The organism is Chromobacterium sp. Rain0013 (genome assembly GCF_015291765.1).
Lineage (GTDB): Bacteria > Pseudomonadota > Gammaproteobacteria > Burkholderiales > Chromobacteriaceae > Chromobacterium > Chromobacterium haemolyticum.
In genome coordinates, this window is sequence record NZ_CP031514.1 from 1,361,072 (window position 1) to 1,387,518 (window position 26,447).

At 58.5% G+C, this 26,447-nt stretch carries 20 protein-coding genes; 14 read left to right on the forward strand and 6 right to left on the reverse strand.

What is annotated here, in order from left to right; translation table 11 throughout:
• The first annotated feature begins 37 nt into the window (after window positions 1-37).
• Window positions 38-808, forward strand: coding sequence for a transporter substrate-binding domain-containing protein (locus DXT74_RS06420; protein WP_231138289.1), 771 nt, complete (start codon window positions 38-40; stop codon window positions 806-808).
• Between the two features lie 75 nt (window positions 809-883).
• Entirely contained in the window at window positions 884-1,546 is a 663-nt protein-coding gene (locus tag DXT74_RS06425) for an amino acid ABC transporter permease (protein WP_194427568.1), read from the forward strand.
• 48 nt (window positions 1,547-1,594) lie between these two features.
• Here DXT74_RS06425 and DXT74_RS06430 read toward each other — a convergent pair whose 3' ends face one another.
• Window positions 1,595-3,349: a long-chain fatty acid--CoA ligase gene (locus DXT74_RS06430; RefSeq protein WP_194427569.1), complete on the reverse strand. Its 1,755-nt coding sequence runs from the start codon at window positions 3,347-3,349 to the stop codon at window positions 1,595-1,597.
• 234 nt (window positions 3,350-3,583) lie between these two features.
• Here DXT74_RS06430 and DXT74_RS06435 point away from each other — a divergent pair, with 234 nt between their 5' ends.
• The 3 genes from DXT74_RS06435 to DXT74_RS06445 all read left to right on the forward strand — a co-directional run bounded on the left by DXT74_RS06435 (window position 3,584) and on the right by DXT74_RS06445 (window position 6,715).
• Complete coding sequence (locus tag DXT74_RS06435) at window positions 3,584-4,729, forward strand: PLP-dependent aspartate aminotransferase family protein (protein ID WP_081555737.1); 1,146 nt, start codon at window positions 3,584-3,586, stop codon at window positions 4,727-4,729.
• A gap of 67 nt (window positions 4,730-4,796) precedes the next feature.
• Window positions 4,797-5,852, forward strand: a complete 1,056-nt coding sequence (locus DXT74_RS06440) for a nitronate monooxygenase family protein (protein ID WP_194427570.1) — start codon at window positions 4,797-4,799, stop codon at window positions 5,850-5,852.
• 80 nt (window positions 5,853-5,932) lie between these two features.
• On the forward strand, window positions 5,933-6,715 hold the full coding sequence (locus DXT74_RS06445) for a ferredoxin--NADP reductase (RefSeq protein ID WP_194427571.1): 783 nt from the start codon (window positions 5,933-5,935) through the stop codon (window positions 6,713-6,715).
• A gap of 19 nt (window positions 6,716-6,734) precedes the next feature.
• On the opposite strand, the gene DXT74_RS06450 is transcribed toward DXT74_RS06445, so the two are convergent.
• Together DXT74_RS06450 and DXT74_RS06455 are read right to left on the reverse strand one after the other, a co-directional pair.
• Window positions 6,735-7,184 carry a GNAT family N-acetyltransferase gene (locus tag DXT74_RS06450; protein ID WP_194427572.1) on the reverse strand — a complete coding sequence of 150 codons (450 nt, stop codon included), beginning with the start codon at window positions 7,182-7,184 and terminating at the stop codon, window positions 6,735-6,737.
• Between the two features lie 7 nt (window positions 7,185-7,191).
• Window positions 7,192-7,803, reverse strand: a complete 612-nt coding sequence (locus DXT74_RS06455; protein WP_081555733.1) for a LysE family translocator — start codon at window positions 7,801-7,803, stop codon at window positions 7,192-7,194.
• Between the two features lie 107 nt (window positions 7,804-7,910).
• Between DXT74_RS06455 and DXT74_RS06460 the strand changes: the two genes are divergently transcribed.
• Window positions 7,911-8,297 (forward strand): DUF488 domain-containing protein, encoded by a 387-nt coding sequence (locus DXT74_RS06460; RefSeq protein ID WP_043637005.1) that lies wholly within the window; start codon window positions 7,911-7,913, stop codon window positions 8,295-8,297.
• A gap of 62 nt (window positions 8,298-8,359) precedes the next feature.
• Window positions 8,360-8,989 (forward strand): LysE family translocator, encoded by a 630-nt coding sequence (locus DXT74_RS06465; RefSeq protein WP_081555763.1) that lies wholly within the window; start codon window positions 8,360-8,362, stop codon window positions 8,987-8,989.
• Between the two features lie 259 nt (window positions 8,990-9,248).
• Here the strand turns inward: DXT74_RS06465 and DXT74_RS06470 are convergent, their stop codons facing one another.
• The 3 genes from DXT74_RS06470 to DXT74_RS06480 form a co-directional block, all read right to left on the reverse strand.
• The gene (locus DXT74_RS06470; protein ID WP_194427573.1) at window positions 9,249-10,682 is read right to left on the reverse strand and encodes an ATP-binding protein; all 1,434 of its coding nucleotides are present in this window, start codon (window positions 10,680-10,682) and stop codon (window positions 9,249-9,251) included.
• A gap of 106 nt (window positions 10,683-10,788) precedes the next feature.
• Window positions 10,789-13,044 carry an arginine/lysine/ornithine decarboxylase gene (locus DXT74_RS06475; protein WP_194427574.1) on the reverse strand — a complete coding sequence of 752 codons (2,256 nt, stop codon included), beginning with the start codon at window positions 13,042-13,044 and terminating at the stop codon, window positions 10,789-10,791.
• A 436-nt stretch (window positions 13,045-13,480) separates the two neighbouring features.
• On the reverse strand, window positions 13,481-15,001 hold the full coding sequence (locus DXT74_RS06480) for a phosphatidylserine/phosphatidylglycerophosphate/cardiolipin synthase family protein (protein WP_194427575.1): 1,521 nt from the start codon (window positions 14,999-15,001) through the stop codon (window positions 13,481-13,483).
• Window positions 15,002-15,283: 282 nt separating this feature from the next.
• Between DXT74_RS06480 and gltB the strand changes: the two genes are divergently transcribed.
• From gltB to DXT74_RS06515, 7 genes are all read left to right on the forward strand, one after another.
• Window positions 15,284-19,732 (forward strand): glutamate synthase large subunit, encoded by a 4,449-nt coding sequence (gene gltB, locus DXT74_RS06485; protein WP_194427576.1) that lies wholly within the window; start codon window positions 15,284-15,286, stop codon window positions 19,730-19,732.
• A 102-nt stretch (window positions 19,733-19,834) separates the two neighbouring features.
• Window positions 19,835-21,247, forward strand: coding sequence for an FAD-dependent oxidoreductase (locus tag DXT74_RS06490; RefSeq protein WP_194427577.1), 1,413 nt, complete (start codon window positions 19,835-19,837; stop codon window positions 21,245-21,247).
• Window positions 21,248-21,388: 141 nt separating this feature from the next.
• A complete protein-coding gene (locus tag DXT74_RS06495; protein ID WP_196783834.1) occupies window positions 21,389-21,883 on the forward strand; it encodes a MarR family EPS-associated transcriptional regulator in 495 nt (164 codons plus the stop codon).
• Window positions 21,880-23,328, forward strand: a complete 1,449-nt coding sequence (locus tag DXT74_RS06500) for a mannose-1-phosphate guanylyltransferase/mannose-6-phosphate isomerase (RefSeq protein ID WP_194427578.1) — start codon at window positions 21,880-21,882, stop codon at window positions 23,326-23,328. The genes DXT74_RS06495 and DXT74_RS06500 overlap by 4 nt, the downstream gene beginning before the upstream one ends.
• Window positions 23,325-24,293, forward strand: coding sequence for a GDP-L-fucose synthase (locus DXT74_RS06505; RefSeq protein ID WP_194427579.1), 969 nt, complete (start codon window positions 23,325-23,327; stop codon window positions 24,291-24,293). Before DXT74_RS06500 ends, DXT74_RS06505 begins: the two co-directional genes overlap by 4 nt.
• Window positions 24,290-25,429 carry a GDP-mannose 4,6-dehydratase gene (gene gmd, locus DXT74_RS06510; protein ID WP_194427580.1) on the forward strand — a complete coding sequence of 380 codons (1,140 nt, stop codon included), beginning with the start codon at window positions 24,290-24,292 and terminating at the stop codon, window positions 25,427-25,429. Before DXT74_RS06505 ends, gmd begins: the two co-directional genes overlap by 4 nt.
• Window positions 25,430-25,438: 9 nt before the next feature.
• Entirely contained in the window at window positions 25,439-26,434 is a 996-nt protein-coding gene (locus DXT74_RS06515) for a 2Fe-2S iron-sulfur cluster-binding protein (RefSeq protein ID WP_194427581.1), read from the forward strand.
• Window positions 26,435-26,447: the final 13 nt, after the last annotated feature.

The following is a 26,447-nucleotide window of genomic DNA, read 5'->3' on the forward strand; positions in this document are numbered from 1 at the left end:
CAAAATTCCAAAAGGTTATATTGATATGCGCAAGCTGATGACGGTTCTTGTAGTGGCAGGCTTGGCTGGCCAAGCGTTTGCGGCGGACTTGCTGGATACGGTCAAGCAGCGCGGCAGTTTGAAAATCGCTTTGGAAGGCACGTATCCTCCGTTCAACTTCAAGGACGCCAAGCAGCAATTGACTGGTTTTGATGTTGAGATTGCCACCGAAATCGCCAAGCGCCTGAAAGTAAAGCCGGAGTTCACCACCGCGGAGTGGAGCGGTCTGCTGGCGGGCTTGCAGGCCGGCAAGTTCGACATCGTGGTTAACCAGGTGGGCGTAACCGACAAGCGCAAGGAAGTGTTCGACTTTTCCCAGCCTTATACTTACTCCAGCGCGCAATTGATTGTGCGCAAGAACGAGGCCCGCGTATTCAAGAGCCTGGCAGATCTGAAAGGCAAGAAGTTGGGCGTGGGACAGGGCAGCAATTACGCCGATATGGCCAAGGCCGTGCCCGGCATCGAGGTGAAAACGTATCCCGGCGCGCCTGAATATCTTCAGGATCTGGCCAGCGGTCGCGTGGACGCGGCGTTGAACGACAGTTTACTGATTCCCTTTGCCATCAAGCAGGCGAAGCTGCCGTTGAAGGCCGGCGCCCCGGTGGGCGACGTGGCAACGATGGCTATCCCGTTCGCCAAGAACAATCCGCAGTTCAAGGCGGCGATTGACAAAGCTCTGGGCGATATGAAGACCGACGGCAGCTTCAAGAAGATCTCAGTCAAGTGGTTCGGCATCGACGTGTCGAAAGTGCCGGCGGCCAAGAAATAAGCGGCGCTCCTTTTTGAGTGGATAGGGCAAGACGCCCCTGCTTGCGCGGGGGCGTCGGTTTTTGGAAAAACGTGAATGACTGACTGGATTGTCCTGTTCGAATCGGCGCTGCCGGTGTTATTGCAAGGCGCGGGCTATACCTTGATGTTCGCTGTGGTCGCGATGGTGCTGGGGCTGGCGCTGGGCTTTATCGTGGCCTTCCTGCGCGTAGCCAGGGTGCCTTTGCTGGCGCAGGCGGCGGCTTTCTATGTCAGCGCAATGCGCGGCACCCCGCTTTTGGTGCAGATTTTCGTCATTTATTACGGTCTGCCCGGCGTGGGGATTGAATTGGGGCCGGTGACGGCGGGCATTCTGGCCTTGACCCTGAACGTGGCCGCCTACTTGTCGGAAAGCCTGCGCGGCGGCATTGCCGGCGTGCACCGGGGACAGTGGGACGCCGGCTTGTCCTTGGGCTTGAGCTGGTGGCAGACCATGTGTCACATCATCGTCCCGCAGGCGTTGCGCTTGTCGGTGCCCAGCTTGTCCAATTCGCTGATCAGCCTGATCAAGGACACTTCGCTGGTGTCGGTGATCACGGTGACCGAACTGATGCTGGCGACCAAGGAAGTGATTGCCCAGACGTTCCAGCCCTTGCCGCTGTATCTGGCTGCGGCGGGGATCTACTGGGTGTTGAGCGCCAGCTTCGAGCGAGTTCAGCGCTATGTGGAGCGGCGCTTGGAGTTCGCACATAAGCGCTGACCGTCTCGCAATAAAAAACCCCGCGTTGCGGGGCTTTTCGCGTAGCGCTCAGGCCGGGGCGTAGAGGCTTTCTATCATTGCGCGGCAGCGTTCGGCAATGACCTTGCGGCGCAGCTTCAGCGTGGGCGCCAATTCGCCGGCGTCAACGCACCAGGGCTTGTCGATCAGCGTGAATTTCTTGATGTGTTCCCAGTTGCCGAAGTAGCGGTTGAAGCGTTTGATTTCGCGGTCTATCAACTCGACGATCTTGGGGTGGCTGCTCATCTCGCTGTCGGTGGTGTAGGCGATGCCGTGCTCGGCGCACCACTCCTTCAGTTTCTCGAAGAGCGGGACAATCAGCGCCGCCGCGTATTTCTGACCATCGCCCACTACCATGATCTGATCGATAAAGGCGGATTCCTTCAGTTTGTTCTCCAGCGCTTGCGGCGCAATGTATTTGCCGTTGCTGGTCTTGAATATTTCTTTTTTGCGATCGGTGATGCGCAGGTAGCCATGTTCCAGCACGCCGATGTCGCCCGTGTGCAGCCAGCCGTTTTTCAGCGCTTCGGCGGTGAGTTCGGGTTCCTTGTAATAGCCGAGCATGACATTGTCGCCGCGCACCAGGATTTCGCCATCGTCGGCCAGGCGCACTTCCACGCCGGGCAGGGGCAGGCCCACGCTGCCGATCCGGGTGTCCCGGGCATTGAATGGGTTAGCGGAGATCACCGGGGCGGACTCGGTCATGCCGTAACCTTCCGCCACAGAAACGCCGCAGGCCCAGAACAGGCGCGCCAGGCGCGGCTGCAGCGCGGCGGATCCGACATTGATCCATTTGAGTTCGCCGCCCATGGCCGCCCGCCATTTGCGGTAAACCAGCTTGTCGGCCAGCGCGTGTTTGGCAGCTTCCAGGGGGGAGCGCCGCGCATTGGGGTCGAAGCGCTCGGCCCGTTCCACCGCCCACAGATATAGGCGACGTTTGAGGCCGCTGAATTCGCGCGCCTTGCCCACCAGCTTGTCGTGCACTTTCTCCAGCACGCGAGGCACTGCGCTGAAGGTATGCGGACGAATGTCGGCAAGGGCGGAGGACAGGCATTCCACGCTGGAGAAATAGATCCCGGCGCTGCTGTACATATAGTAGAACACCCCGGCGCGCTCGAAGATGTGCGACAGCGGCAAAAAGCTCAGCGCGCGACACTCTCCGTGAGGCAGGCGAGTGAACTCCGCGGTGGCGATGACGGTGCTGAGCACGTTGCGGTGCGACAGCATCACGCCTTTGGAGCGTCCAGTGGTGCCGGAGGTGTAAATGATGGTGTAGACATCGTCCGGTTGGATTGCGTCACGGCGGCGCTCCAGCTCGGCTTGCCGCTCCGGATTGGCAAGGGCCAGGATCTCGGTCCAGGATGGGCAGCCTTCGATCTGTGCCAGACCATAGATCGGACAGCTGAATTTGCCCAGCGCCTCATGCAATTTGCGTTGCAATGCGGCATTGCCGACGAAAGCGAGCTTGACCTCGGCATGAGTCAGGATATAGCGTGCATCATCAAGGGTCATGGTGGGATAGAGCGGCACGCTGACGGCGCCGATTTGTTGCAACGCCAGATCGGCTAGCACCCATTCGATGGAGTTATCGGCGGCGATGGCGACTTTGTCGCCGCTGGCGATGCCCAACTCCAAGAGACCCAGACTGAAGCGGTTGACGCTGTCCGCAACTTCCTCGGTGGACAGCCTGCGCCATTCCTTGCCGGACTTCGCGGCGAGGCAGTCAGTGCGTGGGTGGCGTTCGAGTTGGCGGGGCAGGATGTCAAATACGCGTTCTAGCTTCATTCGTACAATTGTTTGAATGCGAAACGCTGCAAAATAGTCCTAAAGCGCGTGGATGTAAAGCCAAAGCTGCTAAAAATTTAGTCAAGATCAAGGGAGTTGCCGCCATTTTTGTGGTGGTTTCCTTGAAGTTTTCGAAAAATGATGAAAGAGTCATGGACGCGGCGCGCTAGGAGCTTGATTGCGGTCTGTTTGTCGGACAATGTAGGCAAGTAAATGATTTTTTGAGGAAAACCCGTGAAATTTGCAACCAGATCCATTCATGCCGGCTATGACAACGCAGATCATGGCAAGGCAGTGATGCCGCCGGTGTACCAGACTTCGGTGTTCGAATACGGGCATGTCGGAGAAGCCATGCCCTTTGTTTATGCCCGCACCGGCAATCCCACGCGGGCGGCGCTGGAGGCTTGCCTGGCCAGCCTGGAAAACGCCCGCCACGGCCTGGCCTTTGCCAGCGGCATGGCGGCCATAGACGCGGTGCTGCGCGCTTGCCTGAAGCCGGGCGACGAGGTGATCGCGGTGGCGGATCTTTATGGCGGCGCTTACCGCTTGCTGAGCAAGGTGATGGAGCCGGCTGGCGTCAAAGTCACTTTCGCGGATTTGAGCGATAGTCGGAGCCTGTCTGCGCTAATAAGCACGCGGACCAAGCTGTTGTGGCTGGAGTCGCCCACTAATCCGTTGTTGGGCATGGTGGACATCGCGGAGTTGTCCAAGGTCGCGCACGCTCATGGCTCGCGAGTGGCGGTGGACAGCACTTTCGCCACGCCTTATTTACAGAATCCGCTCGATTTGGGCGCCGACATCGTTGTGCATTCCGCCACCAAGTATCTGGCCGGTCACTCCGACGTCTTGCTGGGCCTGGCGGCGGTCAACGACGATGCCTTGCATCGCGAAATCAAATTCATCCAGAACGCGGCCGGCGCGGTGCCGGGACCTCAGGATTGCTTCCTGACCCTGCGCGGCATCAAGACCCTGCATCTGCGCATGGATCGCCATTGCGATAACGCGGAGCGGGTGGCGAATTACCTGCAATCGCACCCCAAGGTGGAGCGGGTGTTCTTCCCAGGGCTGCCTGAGCATCCGGGGCATGGTTTGGCCCGCCGACAGATGCGTCGCTTCGGCGGCATCGTCAGCATCTGGCTTAAGGACGATAGCCGCGAGGCGGCCAGCAGATTGGCGGAGCGGCTGCGCTTGTTCGCGTTGGCGGAGTCGCTGGGTGGAGTCGAGTCGTTGATCAATCACAGCTATACGATGTCGCACGGCGGCATGCCGCCCGAGCAGAAGGCCCGGTTGGGGATCCGCGAAGGAGGGGTGAGACTGTCGATAGGCATAGAAGACATCGAGGACATCCTGGCTGATCTGGAGCAGGCTTTGGCGGACTGATTGAAGAGCGCGTCTGATAGCGCAGTCTTTCAACCGACGCCCGCGCGGGCGTAATCTGAGGATAAATATGGCTTCCGCTTTGTGTCGTCGCTGGCAGTTGCACACCCCTTTGATTCAGGCGCCGATGGCGGGCGGCGCCACTACCCCTACCTTGGTGGCCTCGGTCAGCCAGGCCGGCGGCCTGGGTTTCCTGGCGGCGGCGCTGCTGCCGCCGGAACGCCTGCTCAGCGAAGCCGCCGCGGTGCGCCGCCTCACGGACAAGCCTTTCGGCATCAATCTATTTGTGCAGGACGATCCCGTTCCCGGCAGGGAGGCCTTGGAACAGGCGCTGGAGTGGCTGGCGCCGCTGCACCGTGAGCTGGGACTGCCGGCGCCGCAAATCCCGGAGCGCTTCTGTGAGCCGTTCGCACGTCAGTTCGAAGCGTTGCTGGAGGCTAAGCCGGCGGTGGCCAGCTTCACCTTCGGCATCCTCAACCGCAATCAGCTCAAATTGTTGAAGCAGGCCAAGATAGACGTGATCGGCACCGCCACCAATATGGCGGAAGGGTTGGCCTGGGCCGAACTGGGCGCTGACGCGATCTGCGCGCAGGGCCGGGAAGCGGGTGGCCATCGCGGCACTTTCATAGGCCGGCCGCAGGACAGCCTGCGGCCGACGCTGTCGCTGGTTTACGAATTGGCGCAGAACCAACCGCTGCCGGTGATCGCCGCCGGCGGCATCATGCATGGGCGCGACATCGCCGCCGCGATGCGTCACGGCGCCCAGGCGTGCCAGCTGGGCACCGCGTTCTTGCGTTGTCCGGAGTCCGGCATTTCCGCCTTGTGGAAAAGCGAGCTGGCCAAGGCCGCGCCCGGCGGTACCCGTTTGACCCGCGCGTTTTCCGGGCGCCACGCGCGCGGCCTGAGCAACCGTTATATGGAATTGATGGCCGACAAGGAAGACCTGGTGCCGGCTTATCCTGTGATGAACGCCTTGACCGGGCCCTTGCGAGCCGCGGCGGCCAAGGCAGAACTGTCTGATTTTCTATCCTTGTGGGCTGGCGAAAACGTGGCCGCCGGCCGGGAGCTGCCGGCGGGGCAACTAGTCGCCACGCTGCATGAGGAATGGCTGGCCGCCTATCGTTGAGCGCCTCTGTGACGCCGGCTTGAAGCCGTAGCCGATCTGGAGGACAATACTTGAGTGATTTACTTGGGTATTGGCGAGCAATGGATACAGCGATCGAAGAGAAATACACGGTTCAACCCATTTTATGGTTGCGGCGCTGGGCGGACAATCTGCTCAGCTTCCGCTTGCGGCGGCCGGACGCCTATCGTTTTGAGCCAGGGCAGTTTGCGCGCTTGGGCCTGCCGCTGGGCGATCATGGCGGCCAAGTTTGGCGGGCGTACTCGATGTGTTCGGCGGTGACCGACGAGTATCTGGAGTTCTATTCCATCGTGGTGCCGGAAGGCCAGTTCAGTTCGCGCCTGGCGCAGTTGCAAGTGGGCGCAGAAGTGATGTTGGACAAGAAGGCGATGGGCTTCTTCTTGGCGGACCGGCTGCCGGCGGGTAAGGATCTGTGGCTGCTGGCTACTGGCACCGGTTTGGCGCCGTATTTGTCGATTCTGCAGGATCCGGAGCAGTGGCGGCGTTTCGAGCACATCGTGCTGGCGCACTGCGTGCGACGCGCCGAGGAGCTCAGCTACCAGGATTTCATCGCTGCTTTATGCGAGCATCCGTTGTGGGAAGAGCACGGCCATAAACTGCAATACCTGCCCATCGTGACGCGCGACGCGCCGGAAGGCCTGTTGGACGAGCGTATACCGGCCTTGCTGGCCAATGGACGTTTGGAGCGGGCGGCTGGGCTGTCGATGTCGCCGGAAGACTCGCGTTTCATGATCTGTGGCAACCCGGCCATGGTGGAGGACACCCATAGGCAATTGATGAAGATGGGCTACCGGATGAGCCGGCAAAGCGCGCCCGGCCACCTGGTATTGGAGAACGGCTGGTAGTCGTTACGCTCCAACAGGCCTACAATGCTTTGCTCATGAACAGGCTGAGCGGATCGGGGGCGTAGGCGCCGAATGGAGGGCAGGGGCTGAAGCCGGCGCGTTGGTACAGGCCGATGGCTTCTGGCTGGGACACGCCGGTTTCCAGTTTCAGCGCGGGTAGGCCGGCGGCGCGGGCTTCTTCCTCCAAGCGCCCCAGTAGCGCCTGCGCTACCCCCTTGCCGCGTTGGGACGGCGCCACGAACATGCGTTTGATCTCGCCGTAATCCTCATGCCGCACCAGTGCGGCACAGCCGGCGGCGGCGCCCTTCTCGTCGCGAGCAACAATGAAGCGAACCTGGGGCCGCTCCAGTGCCGAGGGGTCCATCAAGTGGTTGCTTTCCGCCGGGTAGAGGGCGGCCTGATATTCGTCCAGTTGGCGGATTAGCTCTAACGCATCGTGTTGCCGCGGAGACTCCAATTGCAGATTCATGGCGTTTTTACTTGTTGGCGTTGGCGAGCAGAGCGCCGAATAGCAGAAATGTCATGCCGCCGGCCTTGTTCACCCATTTGCCTCCGCGCTCGCTGGCCAGCCAGCGCCGCGCGCGCTGGGCGGTCAACGCGTACACGGTGTGAATCAGGATGATCAGGCTGCTGAAAGTGCCGACCAGCAGCAGAAATTGCGGCGCGTAAGCGCCTTGAGTGTCGATGAACTGCGGGAAAATGGATAGAAAGAAGAAGATGGACTTGGGGTTGGTCAGCTGTACCGCCATGCCTTCTCCAAAGCGTCGGGCAAAACCGCGCGGCTGGGTTTGAATCTCATCGAAGCGGAAAGCCGGCGCGCGCAGTAGTTTGACGCCCAGATAAAACAGATAAGCGGCGCCGATCCATTTCATCATGGTGAAGGCTAGCGCCGAGGCCGCCAGCAATAGGCCCAGGCTGGTAGCCGACACGCCGGCGACGATGAAGGAGCCGCAGGCGGTGCCGAGAATGCCGCCCATGGTGCCGCGCAGGCCGAAGCGCAGAGAATTGGTCAGGGTCATCAAAATGCCGGGGCCGGGGCTGAGCACGGTGGCCGCCGCCATCAGTAGATAAAGCGGATAGTGTTGCATGAGGATTGTTCTGGTTGGGGGCAGGCCCTTAGTCTACGCAGGGTTCGTCATCGATGACAATGTTGTTCCGCGCGGCGCACCGGCTGCGCTGTTTCGGAGAGCGAGCTATGACGATACGCGTCGTGCAATTGGGCAGTCCGCGTCACCCGCAGGAGGGCACGCGCATCGGTACGGTGCGGAGGCCGCCGCGCGGTGTACCCAAGGAGGCGTTTGCCAGCGGTGATTGGTACGACGTGTGGTTTCCCAACCTGGCGCCTAGCGCGGAGCTGGTAAAACAGGCGCAGGCCGCGCAGGGTCCCGCTGAATGGCAGGCTTTCGAGCGGGCGTATCGCGCGGAGATGAAGGCGCCGGCGCAAAGCCGCGAGCTGGATTTGCTGGCGGCGCTGTCGCACGGCAGCCACTTTTCCATCGGCTGTTACTGTCAGGACGAGGCGCGCTGCCACCGTTCGGTGCTGCGAGCTTTGCTGCGGGAACGCGGCGCGGCGCTGGATTGAGGCTTTGATTCCGTCGGGCTGGCTTGTATTATGGCAATTTGTATCTATTCGGAATGTCCGCCATGCCTGATTTGTCTACGCTATTGTTGTTCAGCCTCGCCTGCGTTGCGCTCGCGGCGACGCCGGGCCCGGATATGCTGCTGATCGCCAGCCGCAGCGCCAGCCAGGGTTGCAAGGCCGGTTTCGCCACCTTGGCGGGTATTCAGATGGGGACTTACTGCCATGCTCTGGCGGCGGCCTTCGGCTTGGCGCAGTTGTTCGCGCATGCGCCGATGGCCTACGATGCGGTGCGCATCGCCGGCGCCGCCTACCTGTTCTACCTCGCTTGGACCACGCTGCGTAGCGGCAGTGTGTTGAGCGTCCCCGGAGCGGCGGGCGCGCAGTCGATGCCGCGCATCGTGGCCCAAGGTCTGATTACCAACTTGCTCAACCCCAAGATGGCGCTTTTCGTGTTGGCTTTGTTCCCCCAATTCGTTCACCCGTCAGCTGGGCCGGTTTCCCTGCAGATCATGGTGTTGGCAACTGTGCTGAACGCGATCGGCCTGCTGATCAACGGCGCGATCATCTTGGCGGCCAGCCGTTTCGGGCGCGCGCTTGGCGACAAACTGGGAAGCAGCCGGCTGCCGCAATGGCTGCTGGCGTCTGTGTTTGGCGGGCTGGCTTTGCGGCTGGCGCTGGCGAGCAAGGACTGAGGCGTTACGGGCGACTGACAAAAATCAGTTTCACGCCTGAGAACGTGCTTACGATCTCGCGAGCTAAGGTGAAACAAGGCGAAAACAGCTGAGAAAGCGGAGTGTACACACGGTACATGAGCATTTCGACGCGGTTTTCAACGCTGTATCGCCGATGCGCAGCAGATCGTAAACAGGTTCTGAGGCAAGGCGCACCGACGCAGGCAGTACTTGTAACGGCAAGTCGGCGCAACGCGGCATCAGGGGCTTGTCAGCCGCTCTAGGCGCCGCGTTTGGCCCAGGGCAATATCAGCTGGGCGATGACGCCGCCGTTGGCGGCGTTTTGCACGTGCAGCTTGCCGCCTTGTGCCCGAGCCAGGGTTTCGCATAGCGGTAAACCCAGGCCCATGCCGCGGGAGCGAGTGGTGAAGAAGGGGAGGAAGATCTTGGGCAGGATGGCGTCGGGAATCCCTGGGCCGTTGTCTATGACCTTGAAGCGATAGTTGTGCCCGTCGCTTTCGCCGCTGATCACGATGCGGCCGCCTTGTTCTTGTAGCGCGTCGCAGGCGTTTTGCACCAGATTGTGCAGGATCTGTTCCAGCGCGGTGCGTTCCGCGCGGGGCCATTCGTCTGGGCTTAAGTTATGCCATTCCAGGGTGATGTTTTGGTTGGCCAGTTCGGCCTGACGTAGGAACAGCAGGGAATTCACCAGGGCGTCTGGGTCCAGCGGCGTGGTTTCAGTGGCTTTGGGATGGGCCAGCAGGCGGCTGAGCCGACTGATCAAGGCGGCGGCGCGACGCGCTTGCGCGCCGGTGGCCAGCAGCGTGTCGCGCACGGTTTCGCGCTGAGAGGGTTCGTCCAGCGTCCGCTCCAGCTGGCGGGTATTGGCGATGATGGCGGTGAGCGGCGGGTTCAACTCCTGCGCCAGCCCGGCCATCATTTCATTCAGGGTGTTGAGCCGGGCTTGAGCGGCCAGCCGGTCCTGCTGCTGCTGGCGCTGTTGAGAGGCGCGTTGGCGATGTCTGGCGTACAAGGCGACGGCAACGGCTGCGAGCAGCGCGTTCCATAGCAGGATTTCCATCCAGGGCAAACTGTTCCAACTCAAGGCTGTGCGGCTGGATAGACGGAAGGGCTGGCTGGCGCTGGGCAGTTTGCGGTCCAGGCTCAGGTCCCAGTCATTGACCGGCGCGCCGGCCTTGCGTTGCAGCAATTCGATACGGTGGCCGCGCAATTGCAGGGAGATGTTTTCCAACGGTTTGGGCAGTTCGGCTTGGACCAGCATGCGCAGCGGGTCGATCAGCAGCGCCCAGCCGTCGGGACTTTGCAGCCAGTAGCGCTGTTGCGCGTCGAAGCCGAGGACGGTCTGGCCTTGTTGCTGGGCCTGCCATAACAAGGCCAGCGGCGGGCGGAGACCGCCCGGGTCGCCATGCCATTGTTGTTGCCGCCAGTAACCCACCGCGCTGAGCTGAGGCATGGCGGTTTGCAGGCGCTTGAGCATGTCGGCCGGCAAACGGCTTTGTTCCGAGGCGGCCAAGGTGGCCAGCACCGCGTCGTGTTGCGAGGCTTTCTGGCTTAGCAGACGCAGGGCGATAAAGGATTCCTGGCGGAAGCGCTGCTCCAATTCGCCAAACTGGCGCCAGCCCAGCCATAGGCAGCCGGCCAGGCTGAGCAAGAGCCAGGCGATGAGGGCGTAACGGCGGTCCAATGACATCATGACGGCGATTATCGCACGCTGCCGCGAGCGCGCCAGCCTGGTGTGTTAAAGATTATTGTGTAGAAATTGTGGCGGCGGCGCGCTGGCGGAGCACCGCCGCCGTGCCTCATTTCACGCAGTCGACACAGTAGACCTTGCGGCCGTTAAGGTCCGTCGCCACCAACCCATGCACATCGGTCTCGAAACCGGGCAGCTCGCGGTTGAAGTCCTGAGCGAAGCGCAAGTAGTCAACGATGGTTTTGTTGAAACGCTCGCCGGGAATCAGCAAGGGGATGCCTGGCGGATAGGGTGTCAGCAGCACCGCGGTGACGCGGCCCTCCAACTGTTCCACCGGCACGCGTTCGATCTCGCGGTGAGCCATCTTGGCGAAGGCATCGGCAGGGCGCATGGCCGGCTCCATTTCCGACAGGTAGATCTCGGTGGTGATGCGGGCCACGTCGTGCTTGCTGTAGAGCAGGTGGACGCGCTGGCACAGATCGCGCAGGCCGACGCGCTCGTATTGCGGGTATTTGGCGATGAACTCCGGCATGACCCGCCACATCGGCTGGTTCTTGTCGAAGTCGTCCTTGAACTGCTGCAGTAGGGAGATCAGCGTATTCCAGCGGCCTTTGGTGATGCCGATGGTGAACATGATGAAGAAGCTGTACAAGCCGGTTTTTTCCACCACCACGCCGTGCTCGGTCAGATACTTGGTGACGATGGCGGCGGGAATGCCCATCTCTTCGAAGCTGCCGTCCACATCCAGGCCCGGCGTCAGTACCGTGGCCTTGATCGGGTCCAGCATATTGAAGCTGTCCTCGATGCCGGCGAAGCCGTGCCAGCGCTCATCCGGCCGCAGTTGCCACTCGGCCGGGTCGCAGATGCCGTCGTCGGACAGGTCGTCCGGTCCCCAGACGCTGAACCACCAGTCGCGGCCGTACTCTTCGTCCACTTTGCGCATGGCGCGGCGGAAGTCCAGCGCCTCCACCAGCGATTCTTCCACCAACGCCTGTCCGCCCGGCTGTTCCATCATCGCCGCCGCCACATCGCAACTGGCGATGATGGAGTATTGCGGGCTGGTGGAGGTGTGCATCAGATAGGCCTCGTTGAACCAGGCGGTGTCCAGCTGACGTTGTTCCGGGTCTTGCACCAGAATCTGCGAGGCCTGGCTGATGCCGGCCAGCAGCTTGTGCGTGGACTGGGTGGAGAAGATCAGGCTGTCCTTGCAGCGCGGCCGGCCTTCGCCGATGGCGTGGAAGTCTCCGTAGAAATCATGGAAGCCGGCGTGCGGCAGCCAGGCCTCGTCGAAGTGCAGGGTGTCGACCTCGCCGTCCAGCAGGTGCTTGATCTCCTCGACATTGTAGAGAATGCCGTCGTAGGTGGACTGAGTCAGCGTCAGGATACGCGGCTTGGTCTGCGGGTTCTTGGCCAGCGCGTCGCGTGCGAAGGGATTAGCCTGAATTTTCTTCTTGATATTGTCGAACTGAAATTCGGATTTCGGAATCGGGCCGATGATGCCGTAGTGGTTGCGAGTCGGCATCAGGAACACCGGAATCGCTCCGGTCATCATGATGGCGTGCAGATTGGATTTGTGGCAGTTGCGGTCCACCAGCACGATGTCCCCGGCCGCCACGCAGCTGTGCCAGACGATCTTGTTGGAGGTAGAGGTGCCGTTGGTGACGAAGAACAGGTGGTCGGCGTTGAAGATGCGCGCGGCGTTGCGCTCGGAGGCGGCGATGGGGCCGGTGTGGTCCAGCAACTGGCCCAGTTCGTCCACCGCGTTGCAGACGTCGGCGCGCAGCATGTTTTCGCCGAAGAATTGGTGGAACATTTGGCCCACTGGGCTCTTCAGGAAGGCGACGCCGCCGGAGTGGCCGGGGCAGTGCCAAGAGTAAGAGCCGTCGTGGGCGTAGTCCACCAGCGCGCGGAAGAATGGAGGAGCCAGGCTATCCAGATAGCTTTTGGCTTCGCGGATGATGTGGCGGGCGACAAACTCCGGCGTGTCCTCGTGCATGTGGATGAAGCCGTGCAGCTCGCGCAGGATATCGTTGGGGATATGGCGCGCGGTGCGGGTTTCGCCGTACAGGTAGACAGGGATGTCCGGGTTGCGGCGGCGGATTTCCGCGACGAAGCCGTAGAGTTTGCCCAGCGCTTCCTGCGCCGCGTCTTCGGTGTGGAATTCCTCGTCGTCTATCGACAGGATGAAGCCGGCCGCGCGGCTTTGTTGCTGGGCGAAGGAGGTCAGATCGCCGTAGCTGGTGTAGCCGATCACGCTCATGCCTTCCGCCTCCATGGCGGCGGCGAGTTCGCGGATGCCGGAGCCGCTGGTGTTTTCCGAGCGGAAGTCCTCGTCGATGATTACGATGGGGAAATGAAAACGCATACCTGAGTCCTCAGTTGCTGTAACTCGGACACGCGCGGCGGGCGGGACGCGGGGAGGCCGCCGGTTCGCCGTAGGCGAATCCGGGGCCGCGGGCACCTGTAACCCTTTGCGGTGTCACTCGGTGCGCGTTGGGGCGCAGTTCTGTACGCACGGGCAGACGCGAGGTCCGCCGCCGCCATGGAGGCTGGCCTTGAGGCGCGAATAAAAACAGGGCGCTTTGCGCCGCGGTCCGTAGCTGGCACGCATCTCATTCAGTTTGCGCGCGCTTCACGTCTGCCGGCCTGGAGAACATCCCAAGAAAGCGCGCATTTTAGACCTTTTGCTTGTCATGTTGTTGCGCAGCAAAAACTTTTCCCAGAAAAAAGCTGCTGGCGGCGGCCTCTCGTGGGGCGGCGGGGATGTATTGAAGACCTCGACCTAGGTCAAGGATTTGTTTTTAATCGCATTTGTCCTGGGGCGCGCCATCTTGAGCGCTTGCCGGCGCAGCCGGCGGCGGCTGTTGTTTTTTGCCACGTCTGGCCCAGTACAAGCCCACGGCCTTGGCGACGATGGCCCCGCCGCTGAGCAGTAGCAAAAAGAGCAAGGGAGCCGCCACCAGCCAAGGGAAGAAAGCGATCAGGCTGGCGAAGATCAGCAGGGCCATGCCTATGGTCAGGAAGGCGGACGCTTCGCTGGCGTCGACATTGCGGGTGCCGCGCACCACCACGTCCAGCGCGTCGCCAATCCGCGCCGCCTGCCGCGCGGCGGCGCTAGCGCCGCTGAGGGCGGCGGTATGCGGCGGCAACTGCAGGCCGTGATAGTCCTTGGGGCGAGGCTTGGTCAGCGTCGGTCGGCGGCGTTGCCCGGCCAGAATCACCTCGGTGGCGTGGTCCAGATCCCGCAGGAATTGCTCGGCCAGCTTTTCCGCCAAAGTCTGGTCTTCCACCGCCACGTCCAGTTCTCGGTTGGCGAGCCAACTGGAGAGGTTGAGATTGGTGGAGCCGATACGCGCCCAACGTCCATCCGCCACCGCGGTCTTGGCGTGGATCATCGGGCCGTCCCATTCGAAAACGCGAACGCCGGCTTCAAGCAGCGGGCGGTATTGGGTGCGCGATACAGTGGCGATCCAGCCGATGTCGCTGGAACGCGGCACCAGCAAGCGGACATCGACGCCGTCGCGCGCGGCCTGTTTCAGCGCGGTCAGATACATGCTGGTGCCCATGAAATAGGCGTCGGTCAGCCACAAGGTGCGCCGAGCGAAGCAGGCGATCAGCAAATCCAGCCGCATCATTTGCGCGGTGGCCGGCGTGGTGGCGATCAGACGCGCCGCTACCCCGCCGCAGTTCTCCGCCGGCGGCGGGGTTAGCCATTCCGCGGGCAGAGGGCTGCCGCAGCTGGCCCAGCTGTCGGCGAAGGCGGCCAGAGCGTCGGCCGCCAGCGGTCCGCTGAATTTGACGCCGGTATCGCGCCAGGGCTCTTGGCCGCGCTCCGGGCGACCTTCCCAACTGGAACTGATACACAGGCCGGACACAAAGACGGTTCGGCGATCAATCACGATCAGTTTGCGATGATTGCGGCCCAGCATGCTGAGGCCTGCGGTCAGCGATGGAGGGTTGTAGGCGCGTAGTTCCGCTCCCGCGGCCTGCAGCGGGGTGAAGAAACTGCCCAGATGCGTTTTCCAGCTGCCCAGCCAGTCGTACAGCACGCAGACCTTCACTCCGGCGCGGGCCTGTTCGGTCAGTAGATCCCGGATTCGCAGGCCAAATGCGTCGTTGGCGAAGATATACATCTCTATGAATACCGATTCCCGGCTATCGGCGATGGCTTGTTCCCATGCCGGGAAATTTTCCACGCTGTCGTAGAGCAGTTCCAGGTGATTGCCGCCCACCAGCGGGGCGCCGGCGGAACGTGAAAACGCCTGCTCGGCCAAGTGGCGGATCAGCTCCTGATTGGCGGGATGGGGAGACAGGATGGGCATTATTGTTGGCTATTGTTTGACAATATACTTGTTTTGATTGAAATGGCCATTTTGGATGTCCTTGACAAGGTAGCTTGACAGTCGTTTTATTGAACGTCCGCGTCACAAAATCACAATTAATCCGTCGTAAAAATACGATTTTTCGACATCGGAAAATTAAAAAATGCGCTGTAACATAATGATTTTTATAGTCTAATGCGGTGCACAAAAACCGGTTGCAGGGTCAAGCTCCTTGCCCTTAGAATCGAAACATTCGTTTCACATTATAAGCAGGACAAAGCTATGGACAGACAACGCTGGCTACAGGGCACCCTGTACCATCCGGACTTCGAACAAGACAGCTGCGGTTTCGGCTTGATCGCCCAGCTTGACGATAAACCCAGTCACTGGCTGGTGAATACCGCCATTTCCTCGCTGGCCAAGCTGACTCATCGCGGGGCTGTGGCCGCCGACGGCAAGTCCGGCGACGGCTGTGGTCTGCTGTTTCGCAAGCCGGACGGGTTTTTGCGCGAAGTCGCCGCGGAGGCCGGCTTGACGCTGAAGCCAGTGTACGCCGCAGGGCTGGTGTTCCACCATCCCGATCCGGAGCAGGGGGAGCGCAGCTTGCGGCGTCTGCGCGAGTTTCTGGAGTCTCAAGGCTTGGAGGTGGCGGGTTTCCGACAGGTTCCCACCGACAACAGCGCCTGTGGGGAGGCGGCCTTGGCATCTCTGCCCGCCATGGTCCAGGTCTTTGTTAACTGTCCATTCGGCATGGACGAATTAATGTTCCAGCGCCGTTTGTATATGGGTCGTCGCCAGGCTGAGAAAGCCAATAAGGCAGACGACCCGTTTTTTTATCTGCCGACTTTGTCGCCGCACACCCTGTCCTACAAAGGCTTGGTCACGCCGGAGAACCTGCCCAAATTTTTCCTGGATTTGAACGACTCCCGTTTCGAGTCCAGCCTGGCCGTGTTCCACCAGCGCTTCTCCACGAATACCTGGCCGCAATGGAAGCTGGCGCAGCCTTTCCGTTTTCTCGCTCACAACGGCGAAATCAACACTGTGCAGGGCAATCGTCATTGGGCGCGAGCGCGCGAGCGCATCATGGCATCTCCGCATCTGGACATGGACGCGGTGCGTCCCATCGTGCAGACCGACGGCTCCGACTCGATGTCGCTGGACAATATGCTGGAAGGCCTGCTGATGGGGGGCATTCCGCTGTTCCGCGCGCTGCGCCTGCTGGTGCCGCCGGCTTGGCAGAATGTCGATTCGACCGATAAGGATTTGCGCGCCTTTTACGAATTCAACTCCATGCATATGGAACCGTGGGACGGCCCGGCCGGCATTGTGCTCACCGACGGTCGCTACGCCGCCTGTATGCTGGATCGCAATGGCCTGCGGCCGGCGCGTTGGGTGCTGACACGCGACAATATCCTGACCATCGCCTCCGAAGTGGGGGTGTGGGACTACCATCCCGAAAATGTGGTGCGCAAGGGCCGGGTCAAGCCGGGCCAGCTGTTCGCCGCGGACCTGGCCACCGGCGAGTTGTTGTTGCCGGAGGAGATCGACGCCCAGCTCAAGAGCGCCAAGCCGTATCGGCAATGGATTAAGGACAGCGCCAAATATCTGGAGCTGTCGATCGAGGACGATGCCGGAGTCGAGCCTTTGTCCAAGGACGAACTGGCGCGTTTGCAGAAGCTGTTCAATATCAGCTTTGAAGAGAGAGACCAAATCCTGCGTGTACTGGCCGAAGACGGCCAGGAGGCGGTGGGCTCAATGGGAGACGATACGCCGATGGCGGTGTTGAGCCGGAAAGTGCGCTCGCCGTTTGATTATCTGCGCCAGCAATTCGCCCAGGTGACCAACCCGCCTATCGACCCCATCCGCGAAGCGGTGGTGATGTCGCTGAATACGGTGTTTGGGCCGGAACGCAATATGTTCGAAGAGAGCGCCGAGCACGCCAAGCGGCTAGAAGTGCGCTCTCCGGTGCTGTCGCACGAGAAATTCACCCGCGTGACCACGCGGCCGGAGCCTTATCTGAAGGCGACGACCTTCGACCTGTGCTACGACCCCACCGAAACCGATTTGCGCCAAGCATTGGAAACGCTGACCCGGCATGTTGTGGATGCGGTCCAGGAGGGCACGGTCATCGTGGTGCTGTCCGACCGCCATGTGACGGCGCAACGCCTCCCCATCCCGGCCTTGTTCGCCACCGGCGCGGTGCATCACGCATTGATCGACAGTGGTTTGCGTTGCAAGACCAATATTCTGGTGGAAACCGGCACAGTGCGCGACGCGCACCAGATGGCCTGCATCATCGGCTACGGGGCCACCGCGGTCTATCCCTATCTGGCTTATCAGAGCATCATCGAGTTGGTACAGAGCGGCGAGGTCAAACTCAAGCTTAACGAAGCCTTGCAGCACTATCGCAAGGGCATCAACAAGGGCTTGCTCAAAGTACTGTCCAAGATGGGTATCTCCACCATCGCTTCCTATCGCGGCGCGCAGCTGTTCGAAGCAGTGGGCATCCACGAAGAGGTGGTGGAGCTGTGCCTGAAGGGCACGGTGTCGCGAGTGTCCGGCGCGGGTTTCGCCGACTTCGAGGACGATCAGCGCAAGCTGGCGCGTTTCGCCTTCAACCCGATGCGGCCGATCTCACAGGGCGGCTTGCTCAAGTACGTGCACGGCGAGGAATACCACGCTTACAACCCCGATGTGGTGACCTTGCTGCAAAAGGCGGTGCAGAACGACGACTACCAGGCCTATCAGCAGTACGCCGAGGCGGTGAACCAACGCCCGGTGGCGATGCTGCGAGATCTGATGCAGGTGCAGCCATTGGGCGAGCCCATCTCTATCGACGAAGTGGAGCCGGTGGAAGCCATCCTCAAGCGTTTCGACTCCGCGGGCATGTCCCTGGGCGCTTTGTCGCCGGAGGCGCATGAAGCGCTGGCGATCGCGATGAACCGCCTGGGCGGCCGCTCCAACTCTGGCGAAGGCGGCGAGGACGCCGCGCGTTACGGCACAGAGAAAATGTCCAAGATCAAGCAGGTGGCTTCGGGGCGCTTCGGCGTTACGCCGCATTACCTGGTCAATGCCGAAGTGCTGCAGATCAAAGTGGCGCAAGGCGCCAAGCCGGGCGAGGGCGGCCAGCTGCCGGGCGACAAGGTGTCCGGCCTGATTGCGCGGCTGCGCCATGCCAAGGAAGGCATCAGCCTGATCTCGCCGCCGCCGCATCATGACATCTACTCTATCGAAGACTTGGCGCAACTGATTTTCGACCTCAAGCAGGTCAATCCGTCCGCGCTGGTGTCGGTCAAGCTGGTCGCCGAGCCCGGCGTCGGCACCATCGCCGCCGGCGTGGCCAAGGCCTACGCTGACCTGATCACTATTTCCGGCTACGACGGCGGCACCGGCGCCTCGCCGCTGACCTCGGTCAAATACGCAGGCTCCCCATGGGAGCTGGGCTTGTCTGAGGCGCAGCAAGTGCTGCGCGCCAATGGCCTGCGGGGCCGGGTGCGGGTACAGACCGACGGCGGCTTGAAGACCGGCCTGGATGTGATCAAGGCGGCGATGATGGGCGCGGAAAGCTTTGGCTTCGGCACCGGCCCGATGGTGGCGCTGGGTTGCAAATACTTGCGCATCTGCCATCTGAACAACTGCGCCACCGGCGTGGCTACCCAGGAAATCAAGCTGCGCTCTAAATACTTCACCGGCTTGCCGGAAATGGTGATGAACTATTTCCTGTTCATCGCGCGTGAAACCCGCGAGTGGATGGCCAAGCTGGGCGTGCGCAATATGGAAGAGCTGATCGGTCGGATGGACTTGCTGAGCCTGGCGGCCGGAGATACCGACAAGCAGCAGAAACTGGACCTGTCGCCCTTGTTGTCGCAAGGCCGGGTGCCGGACAGTGAGCCGCGTTTCTGCGTCAGCGCCAGCAATCCTTCCTTTGACAAGGGCGAATTGGCGGAAGCCATTCTGCAGGACGCCTTGTCCGCCATCCACAATAAGCAGATGCTGGAACTGAGCTACCCCATCGAGAACACCCACCGTTCCATCGGCGCGCGCTTGTCCGGCGAGATCGCCCGCGTTCACGGAGCCGCTGGCTTGCCGTTCGGCTGCCTCAAGATCAAGTTCAGCGGCAGCGCCGGGCAAAGCTTCGGCGTGTGGAACGCATCCGGCTTGCACCTAGAGCTGGAAGGCGACGCCAACGACTATGTAGGCAAAGGCATGGCCGGCGGCCGAGTGACCATCTATCCGCCCAAGAGCGCGGGATATCGGGCAGGCGAGTCCATCATCATCGGCAATACCTGTCTCTACGGGGCTACCGGTGGGCAGTTGTTCGCCGCAGGCGTGGCGGGAGAGCGTTTCGGGGTGCGCAACTCCGGCGCGCTGGCCGTCATCGAAGGCGCCGGCGACCATTGCTGCGAATACATGACCGGCGGCACGGTCATCGTGCTCGGCGAAACCGGCTACAACTTTGGCGCCGGCATGACAGGCGGCTTCGCCTTCGTCTACGACCCGAATGAGAAATTCGCTTATCGCTACAACAACGAGCTGATCGATATCCACCTGATCAACGGCGAGGCCATGGGCATGTACCGCGCCTATCTATTGGAAAAGATCGCCAAGCACGTTGAATTGACCGCCTCCGAGACGGCCAAGGCGATGCTGGAGAACTTCGACGATTACGTCGATTACTTCTGGCTGGTCAAACCCAAGGCGGCCAGGCTCGACAGCCTGCTCAAGGACTAAGAAGACGGCACGACCAAGCCGCGCGAGCGCGGCCTGGTCAAATCACCTCATTAAAAGCCCGGCCGCCTGTGAGCGGCGGGCCCAGCAAGACAGGAAACAACCATGAGCGATGTTTTCCAATTTATGAAGCTTGCACGCAACCCCGGCGACAAGGTCGACGCTTCGGTACGCAAGGTCGAATTCAAAGAAATCTACCAGCCCCTGCATAGCGTGGATGCGGCCGAGCAGGCTGGCCGCTGCTTATCCTGTGGCAACCCATATTGCGAATGGGAGTGCCCTGTGCACAACTACATCCCCAACTGGCTGAAGTTGGTGGAGGAAGGGCGCTTGTTCGAGGCGGCGGAAATGTCGCACAAAACCAATAGCCTGCCGGAAATCTGCGGCAGGGTTTGCCCACAAGATCGCTTATGCGAAGGCGCTTGCACCTTGAATCAAGGCGGCTTTGGCGCGGTTTCCATTGGCAGCATCGAGAAATACATTACCGACGAGGCCTTCAAAGCCGGCTGGCGTCCGGACATGTCCAAGGTGGTGTGGACGGACAAGAAGGTCGCGGTAATTGGTGCCGGCCCGGCTGGCCTGGCCTGTGCCGACGTATTGGTACACAATGGCGTCAAGGCGGTGGTGTTCGACCGCTACGAGGAGATTGGCGGCCTGCTTACCTTTGGCATTCCGGAGTTCAAGCTGGAAAAGTCGGTGATCAAGCGCCGTCACGAGATCATGGAGGGCATGGGAGTGGAGTTCGTGCTCAATACCGAGATCGGCAAGGACGTCCAGATAGAAGAATTGTTGGAACAGTACGATGCCATCTTCATGGGCATGGGGGCGTACAAGTATATGAAGGGCGGTTTTCCTGGGGAGGATTTGCCCGGGGTGTTGGAGGCTTTGCCATATTTGATTAATAACGTCCGTCAGGGGCTGGGTACGCTGCCCGAGGGTGAGGCCCCCATTTCAATGCGAGGCAAGCGTGTGCTGGTGTTGGGCGGTGGCGACACGGCGATGGACTGCAACCGTACCGCGATACGCCAAGGTGCCAAGAGCGTGATCTGTGCCTACCGACGCGATGAGGCGAATATGCCGGGTTCCAAGCGTGAGGTGGCGAATGCGAGGGAGGAAGGAGTAGATTTTTTGTGGAACCGACAACCGATCATCATCAACCCGGTAATGAATGGGGCCCTCGCGGTGACTCTGGCAGAAACCTGTTTGGGGGAACCAGATGCCAAAGGCCGCCGCAATGCTGAGATTGTGCCTGGTAGTGAAGCAATCGTAGAATGCGACCATGTTATCATTGCCTTCGGTTTCCAGGCTGAAGCGGCTTCATGGTCGGATAGGCAAGGCATCACGGTTGCAGCGAACGGCCGCACCTTAGCGGCCGCGCACGGCGTCCACAAATATCAGACCAGCAACCCCAAAGTTTTCGCAGGCGGCGACATGGTGCGTGGTGCGGATTTGGTGGTGCGGGCGGTATTTGAGGGGCGGGAGGCTGCGGAGGGGATGTTGGAGTATCTAGGTGTTTGAATGCAGGGGGGCGTTAGCGATCCCCTGCATTACTCGCTGTGTTCCTAGCGAACTGTTGAGGCTCATGTAAGTATATGTAGGTCCCTCAAGTCAACTTTGTCGGGGGTGTTGTGTAGACCCCGTAAGGTGACTTTGAGTACAATGTTCAAGTTTTTACAGAACTGCCGGGTGGGTGCAAAACGGCTGGTAGGAATATTGCGTACGTTGCTTAATAATGCACCAAAACTATTTATATGTAAGATGTCACACGAGATTGATGCTTCGATTCTTATGATTAGTCGTCAAGCAAGACTACAGGAGGATACCTATTTTCGGGTGATGTGTCTCCTGCAAGACAATCCAGATCTGACCCAGCGCGAGCTGGCGGAAAAGCTAGGCATCAGCGTGGGCGGGGTGAACTACTGCCTGAAGGCTTTGATGGGAAAAGGCCTAGTGAAGATGAAAAATTTCGCTCACTCCAAGAACAAATTTGGTTACGTCTACGTGCTTACCCCTAGTGGTATGGTTGAAAAGGCTGCCACCACTCACCGATTTTTGCATAGGAAGATGGAAGAGTATGAGGCGCTGAAAGCTGAGATTGAAGCGCTCAAGTTGGATGTTGAAAATATTGGCAGTGAAGGAATACAAAAGTCATGATTAGTGTTACTCCGGTTATTCTCTGCGGTGGCTCTGGCACGCGCCTTTGGCCGTTGTCGCGGACGGGTTTCCCCAAACAGTTCTTATGTCTAACCGGTAGTGACAGCTTGTTTCAGCAGGCTGCACAGCGCCTTTCCAGCTTGGGAGATGCCAACATGCAGGTGGCTCCTCCGCTTATTGTCACAGGTGAGGAGCATCGCTTTCTGGCTTCCGAGCAGCTGCGCGAAGCCAATATTGAAATGGGAGTTGCACTGCTTGAGCCCGTAGGGCGCAATACAGCTCCCGCGCTAACTCTGGCTGCCTTAGCTGCACTAGAGGGCGGTAATGATCCCATTTTGGTTGTGACGCCAGCTGATCAGACTGTGACTGATTCCGCAGCGTTTACATCGTCAATGCAGCTTGCGATCAGAGAGGCCGTAAATGGCGTGATCGTAATCTTAGGGGTTACTCCAGACCGACCTGAAACAGGCTATGGCTACATCCAGGTTGATAAAAGCGAATTTGGAAGAGATGCACACCTAGTTAAGCGATTCGTTGAAAAGCCGAATGAGGTTACTGCTAGGGGCTATTTGGCAGAGGGCGGGTACTACTGGAACGCCGGCATGTTCGTGTTCAAAGCATCGGTATGGTTGAAAGCACTCGAAAAATTCCGGCCCGATATTTTAGAGGCGACTCGTACATCTTGGGCAATGCGCTCAGAAGATGCACGATTTGTTAGGCCGGGCAAGGCAGAGTTTGTCGCCATCCCATCTGAGTCTGTGGACTACGCAGTGATGGAGCAGTGTCCTGATAGTGACTTCCCAATCAAAATGGTAGCGTTGGATGCAGGTTGGGATGATTTAGGCGCTTGGGATGCGGTGTGGAAGGTCTTGCCTAAGGATGAGTTCGGAAACGCACAGGTTGGCGATGTTCTTACCACCAATAGCCGCAATACATTAGTTCATGCAACCAGTCGACTCGTGAGTTTGGTTGGAGTCGAGAATATCATTGTTGTAGAGACCCCGGACGCAGTTCTTGTTGTAGATAAATCCTGCAGTCAAAACGTCAAACATATTGTTGCCGCGCTTGGGCAGCAGAAGCGTGAAGAACATGTTCTGCACCGTAAAGTTCACCGGCCCTGGGGGTGGTACGATAGCATTGACGAAGGTGGTCGCTTCAAGGTCAAGCGTATTCAAGTTAAACCCAAAGCTAGCCTGAGCTTGCAAAAACATCATCATCGGGCAGAGCATTGGATTGTCGTCAAGGGAACTGCAGAAATTACAAATGGCGAAAAAATTATTCTTCTGACGGAAAACCAGTCGACCTATATTCCATTGGGGGTGGTTCACCGTTTGGCTAATCCAGGTACCATTCCACTTGAAATTATAGAAGTACAGTCGGGAAGCTATTTGGGAGAGGACGATATCGTTCGCTTTGAGGATGATTATGGAAGGGGCGGACAATGACTATGCCAAAGATTTATGTTGCAGGCCATCGTGGGATGGTTGGCTCCGCAATTGTTAGAGCCCTGCAGCAACAAGGTCAAACAAATGTTATTGCTCGTACGCATTCAGAACTGGACCTGACAGATCAAGCAGCAGTTAGGTCCTTTTTTGAGGCTGAAAGACCTGATCAAGTGTATTTCGCCGCGGCTAAAGTGGGGGGGATTTACGCTAATAATGCTTATCCAGCTGAATTCATTTATCAAAATTTGATGATGGAAGCTAATGTTATTGATGCCGCCTTTCGTAATGGAGTAAAAAAATTACTATTCCTTGGCTCTAGCTGTATTTACCCCAAATTAGCCCCTCAGCCAATGGCCGAAGAGTCTTTGCTTACCGGTTCACTTGAGGCGACTAATGAACCTTATGCTGTTGCAAAGATTGCGGGTATTAAATTGTGCGAAAGCTATAATCGACAATATGGCAAATCGCATGGTGTAGATTACCGTTGTGTTATGCCTACCAATCTTTATGGGCCTGGGGATAATTATCACCCTGAGAATTCTCATGTCATTCCTGCGCTGATTCAACGATTTCATGAGGCAAAGCTAAGCAACTCACCTTCAGTTACCATTTGGGGTACAGGCACACCCCGACGAGAATTTTTGTATGTGGATGATATGGCATCTGCGAGTGTTCATGTGATGAATCTTCCTTTTGAGATCTATGCGGAAAATACCCTGCCTATGCTGAGCCATATTAATGTAGGCTGTGGAGAAGATGTTTCTATCTTTGAAGCTGCCAAGCTAATTGCAAAAACTGTAGGCTATATTGGTGAGATTAAAACTGATGCTAGCAAGCCTGATGGTACTCCTCGAAAACTAATGAATAGCTGTCGGCTAAATACTTTGGGGTGGACGCCTCGGGTTGGCCTTGCTGACGGACTTGCATTTACATACGACGACTTTCTAGAGAAAAATTTTGTATGATTAACGAAAACGCGCCTAAAGGTAAAGTTGCACTCATTACTGGGATTACTGGTCAAGATGGTTCCTATCTCGCGGAACTCCTACTGGAAAAAGGTTATACAGTTCATGGTATTAAGCGACGGGCAAGCCTTTTTAATACCCAGCGGGTAGATCACATTTATCAAGACCCACACATCACTGATGCAAGACTAAAGCTTCATTATGGCGACCTTTCAGATACAAGCAATCTTGTTCGCATAATTCAGGAGACTCAGCCTGACGAAATATACAATCTCGGTGCAATGAGCCATGTGGCGGTAAGTTTTGAGAGCCCAGAGTATACTGCTGATGTAGATGCCATTGGCACTTTACGAGTTCTGGAAGCTATTCGTATTTTGGGCTTGGAAAAAAAGACACGTTTCTATCAGGCATCGACCAGTGAGCTTTATGGTTTAGTTCAGGAAATTCCTCAGAAAGAGACCACCCCTTTTTATCCTCGCAGCCCCTATGCAGTAGCTAAGTTGTATGCTTATTGGATTGTGGTGAACTATCGGGAAGCTTATGGCATGTATGCCTGCAATGGCATTTTGTTTAATCATGAGTCTCCCCGTCGCGGGGAGACATTCGTGACGCGCAAGATTACACGTGGTCTGGCGAACATTGCTCAAGGGCTTGAGGATTGCTTGTATATGGGGAATCTAGATGCATTGCGCGACTGGGGTCATGCGAAAGACTATGTGCGCATGCAATGGATGATGCTCCAGCAAGAACAGCCTGAGGACTTTGTGATTGCGACTGGCGTGCAGTACAGCGTACGGCAGTTCATCAAGTGGAGCGCACAAGAGCTAGGTATCACTTTGCATTTTGAGGGGCAAGGTGTTGATGAGGTCGCCATTGTAGAGAAAATTGAAGGCGATAAGGCCCCAGCCCTCAACGTGGGTCAAACGATTGTGCGTATCGATCCTCGTTACTTCCGTCCGACAGAGGTAGAAACGTTGTTGGGAGACCCTACGAAAGCCAAAGCCAAACTTGGCTGGACGCCTGAAATTACCGTTCAAGAAATGTGTGCGGAGATGGTTGTAGCAGATTTGCAAGCAGCCAAGCAGCATGCATTGCTTAAGGCTAATGGTTATGATGTCAATGTCAGCGTGGAATAATTAACAGTTGTGGCAATTGCTAAACTAACAGGCGGGCGTGAGTTCAAGGTCGAGGGGGGGGCGTCCCTATTGGATGCAGCAACGTCTGCCGGGTTAAGGCTTCCTTATAGTTGCCGGACGGGCCGCTGCAGTACTTGTAAAGCCAAGGTGTTGAGCGGCTCTACAAAGCCGCTGCAGGATGAGACGGGGTTAACTTCTGAAGAGCTGAATGAAGGATGGATTTTGACTTGTTCGCGATCCGCTCAAGCCGATATTGAACTCGACATTGAAGATCTTGGCGATATCGCGATTCCTGTACCCAAGACCTTGCCTTGTCGCATATCGCTTCTATCACATCTTTCCACCGATGTGATCAAGGTGGTGTTACGTCTCCCGCCAACAGCTAATTTTGAATTTATTCCTGGCCAGTATGTTGATGTGATTGGCCCTGGTGGTGTGCGTCGGAGTTACTCCCTGGCGAATTCCAGCTTCGCTGAAAAGACGCTTGAACTCCACATTCGCGAGGTTGACGGAGGGGCGATGAGCCAGTATTGGTTCTATCAGGCCAAAGTCGATGACCTTCTGCGTCTTCATGGCCCGCTTGGGACTTTTTGGTTACGAGATACCGCGAATATCGATCTATTCTTCCTCGCTACGGGCACCGGAATTGCCCCTGTCAAGTCCATGCTGGAATCCATCGCACACCTGCCAGTTGAGAAAAAACCCAGTTCGGTAACCGTACTGTGGGGGGGGCGCCAGCCAGATGATTTTTATCTTGATGTACGCAGCATCGCGACTGGATGCAACTATATCCCGGTTCAATCTCGCATACATAATAGCTGGGCAGGTGAAACGGGCTATGTGCAGCATGTGATGCTCGATTTGGTATCTGACTGGAAAAATGCGGTTGTCTATGCCTGTGGATCTGATGCCATGATTCATTGCGCCAAAAAAGCACTCATAGACGCTGGTTTACCAGCCAAGCAGTTCTACTCCGATGCCTTTGTGTGCTCGGCAAGCAATTGATCGAATATTGAAT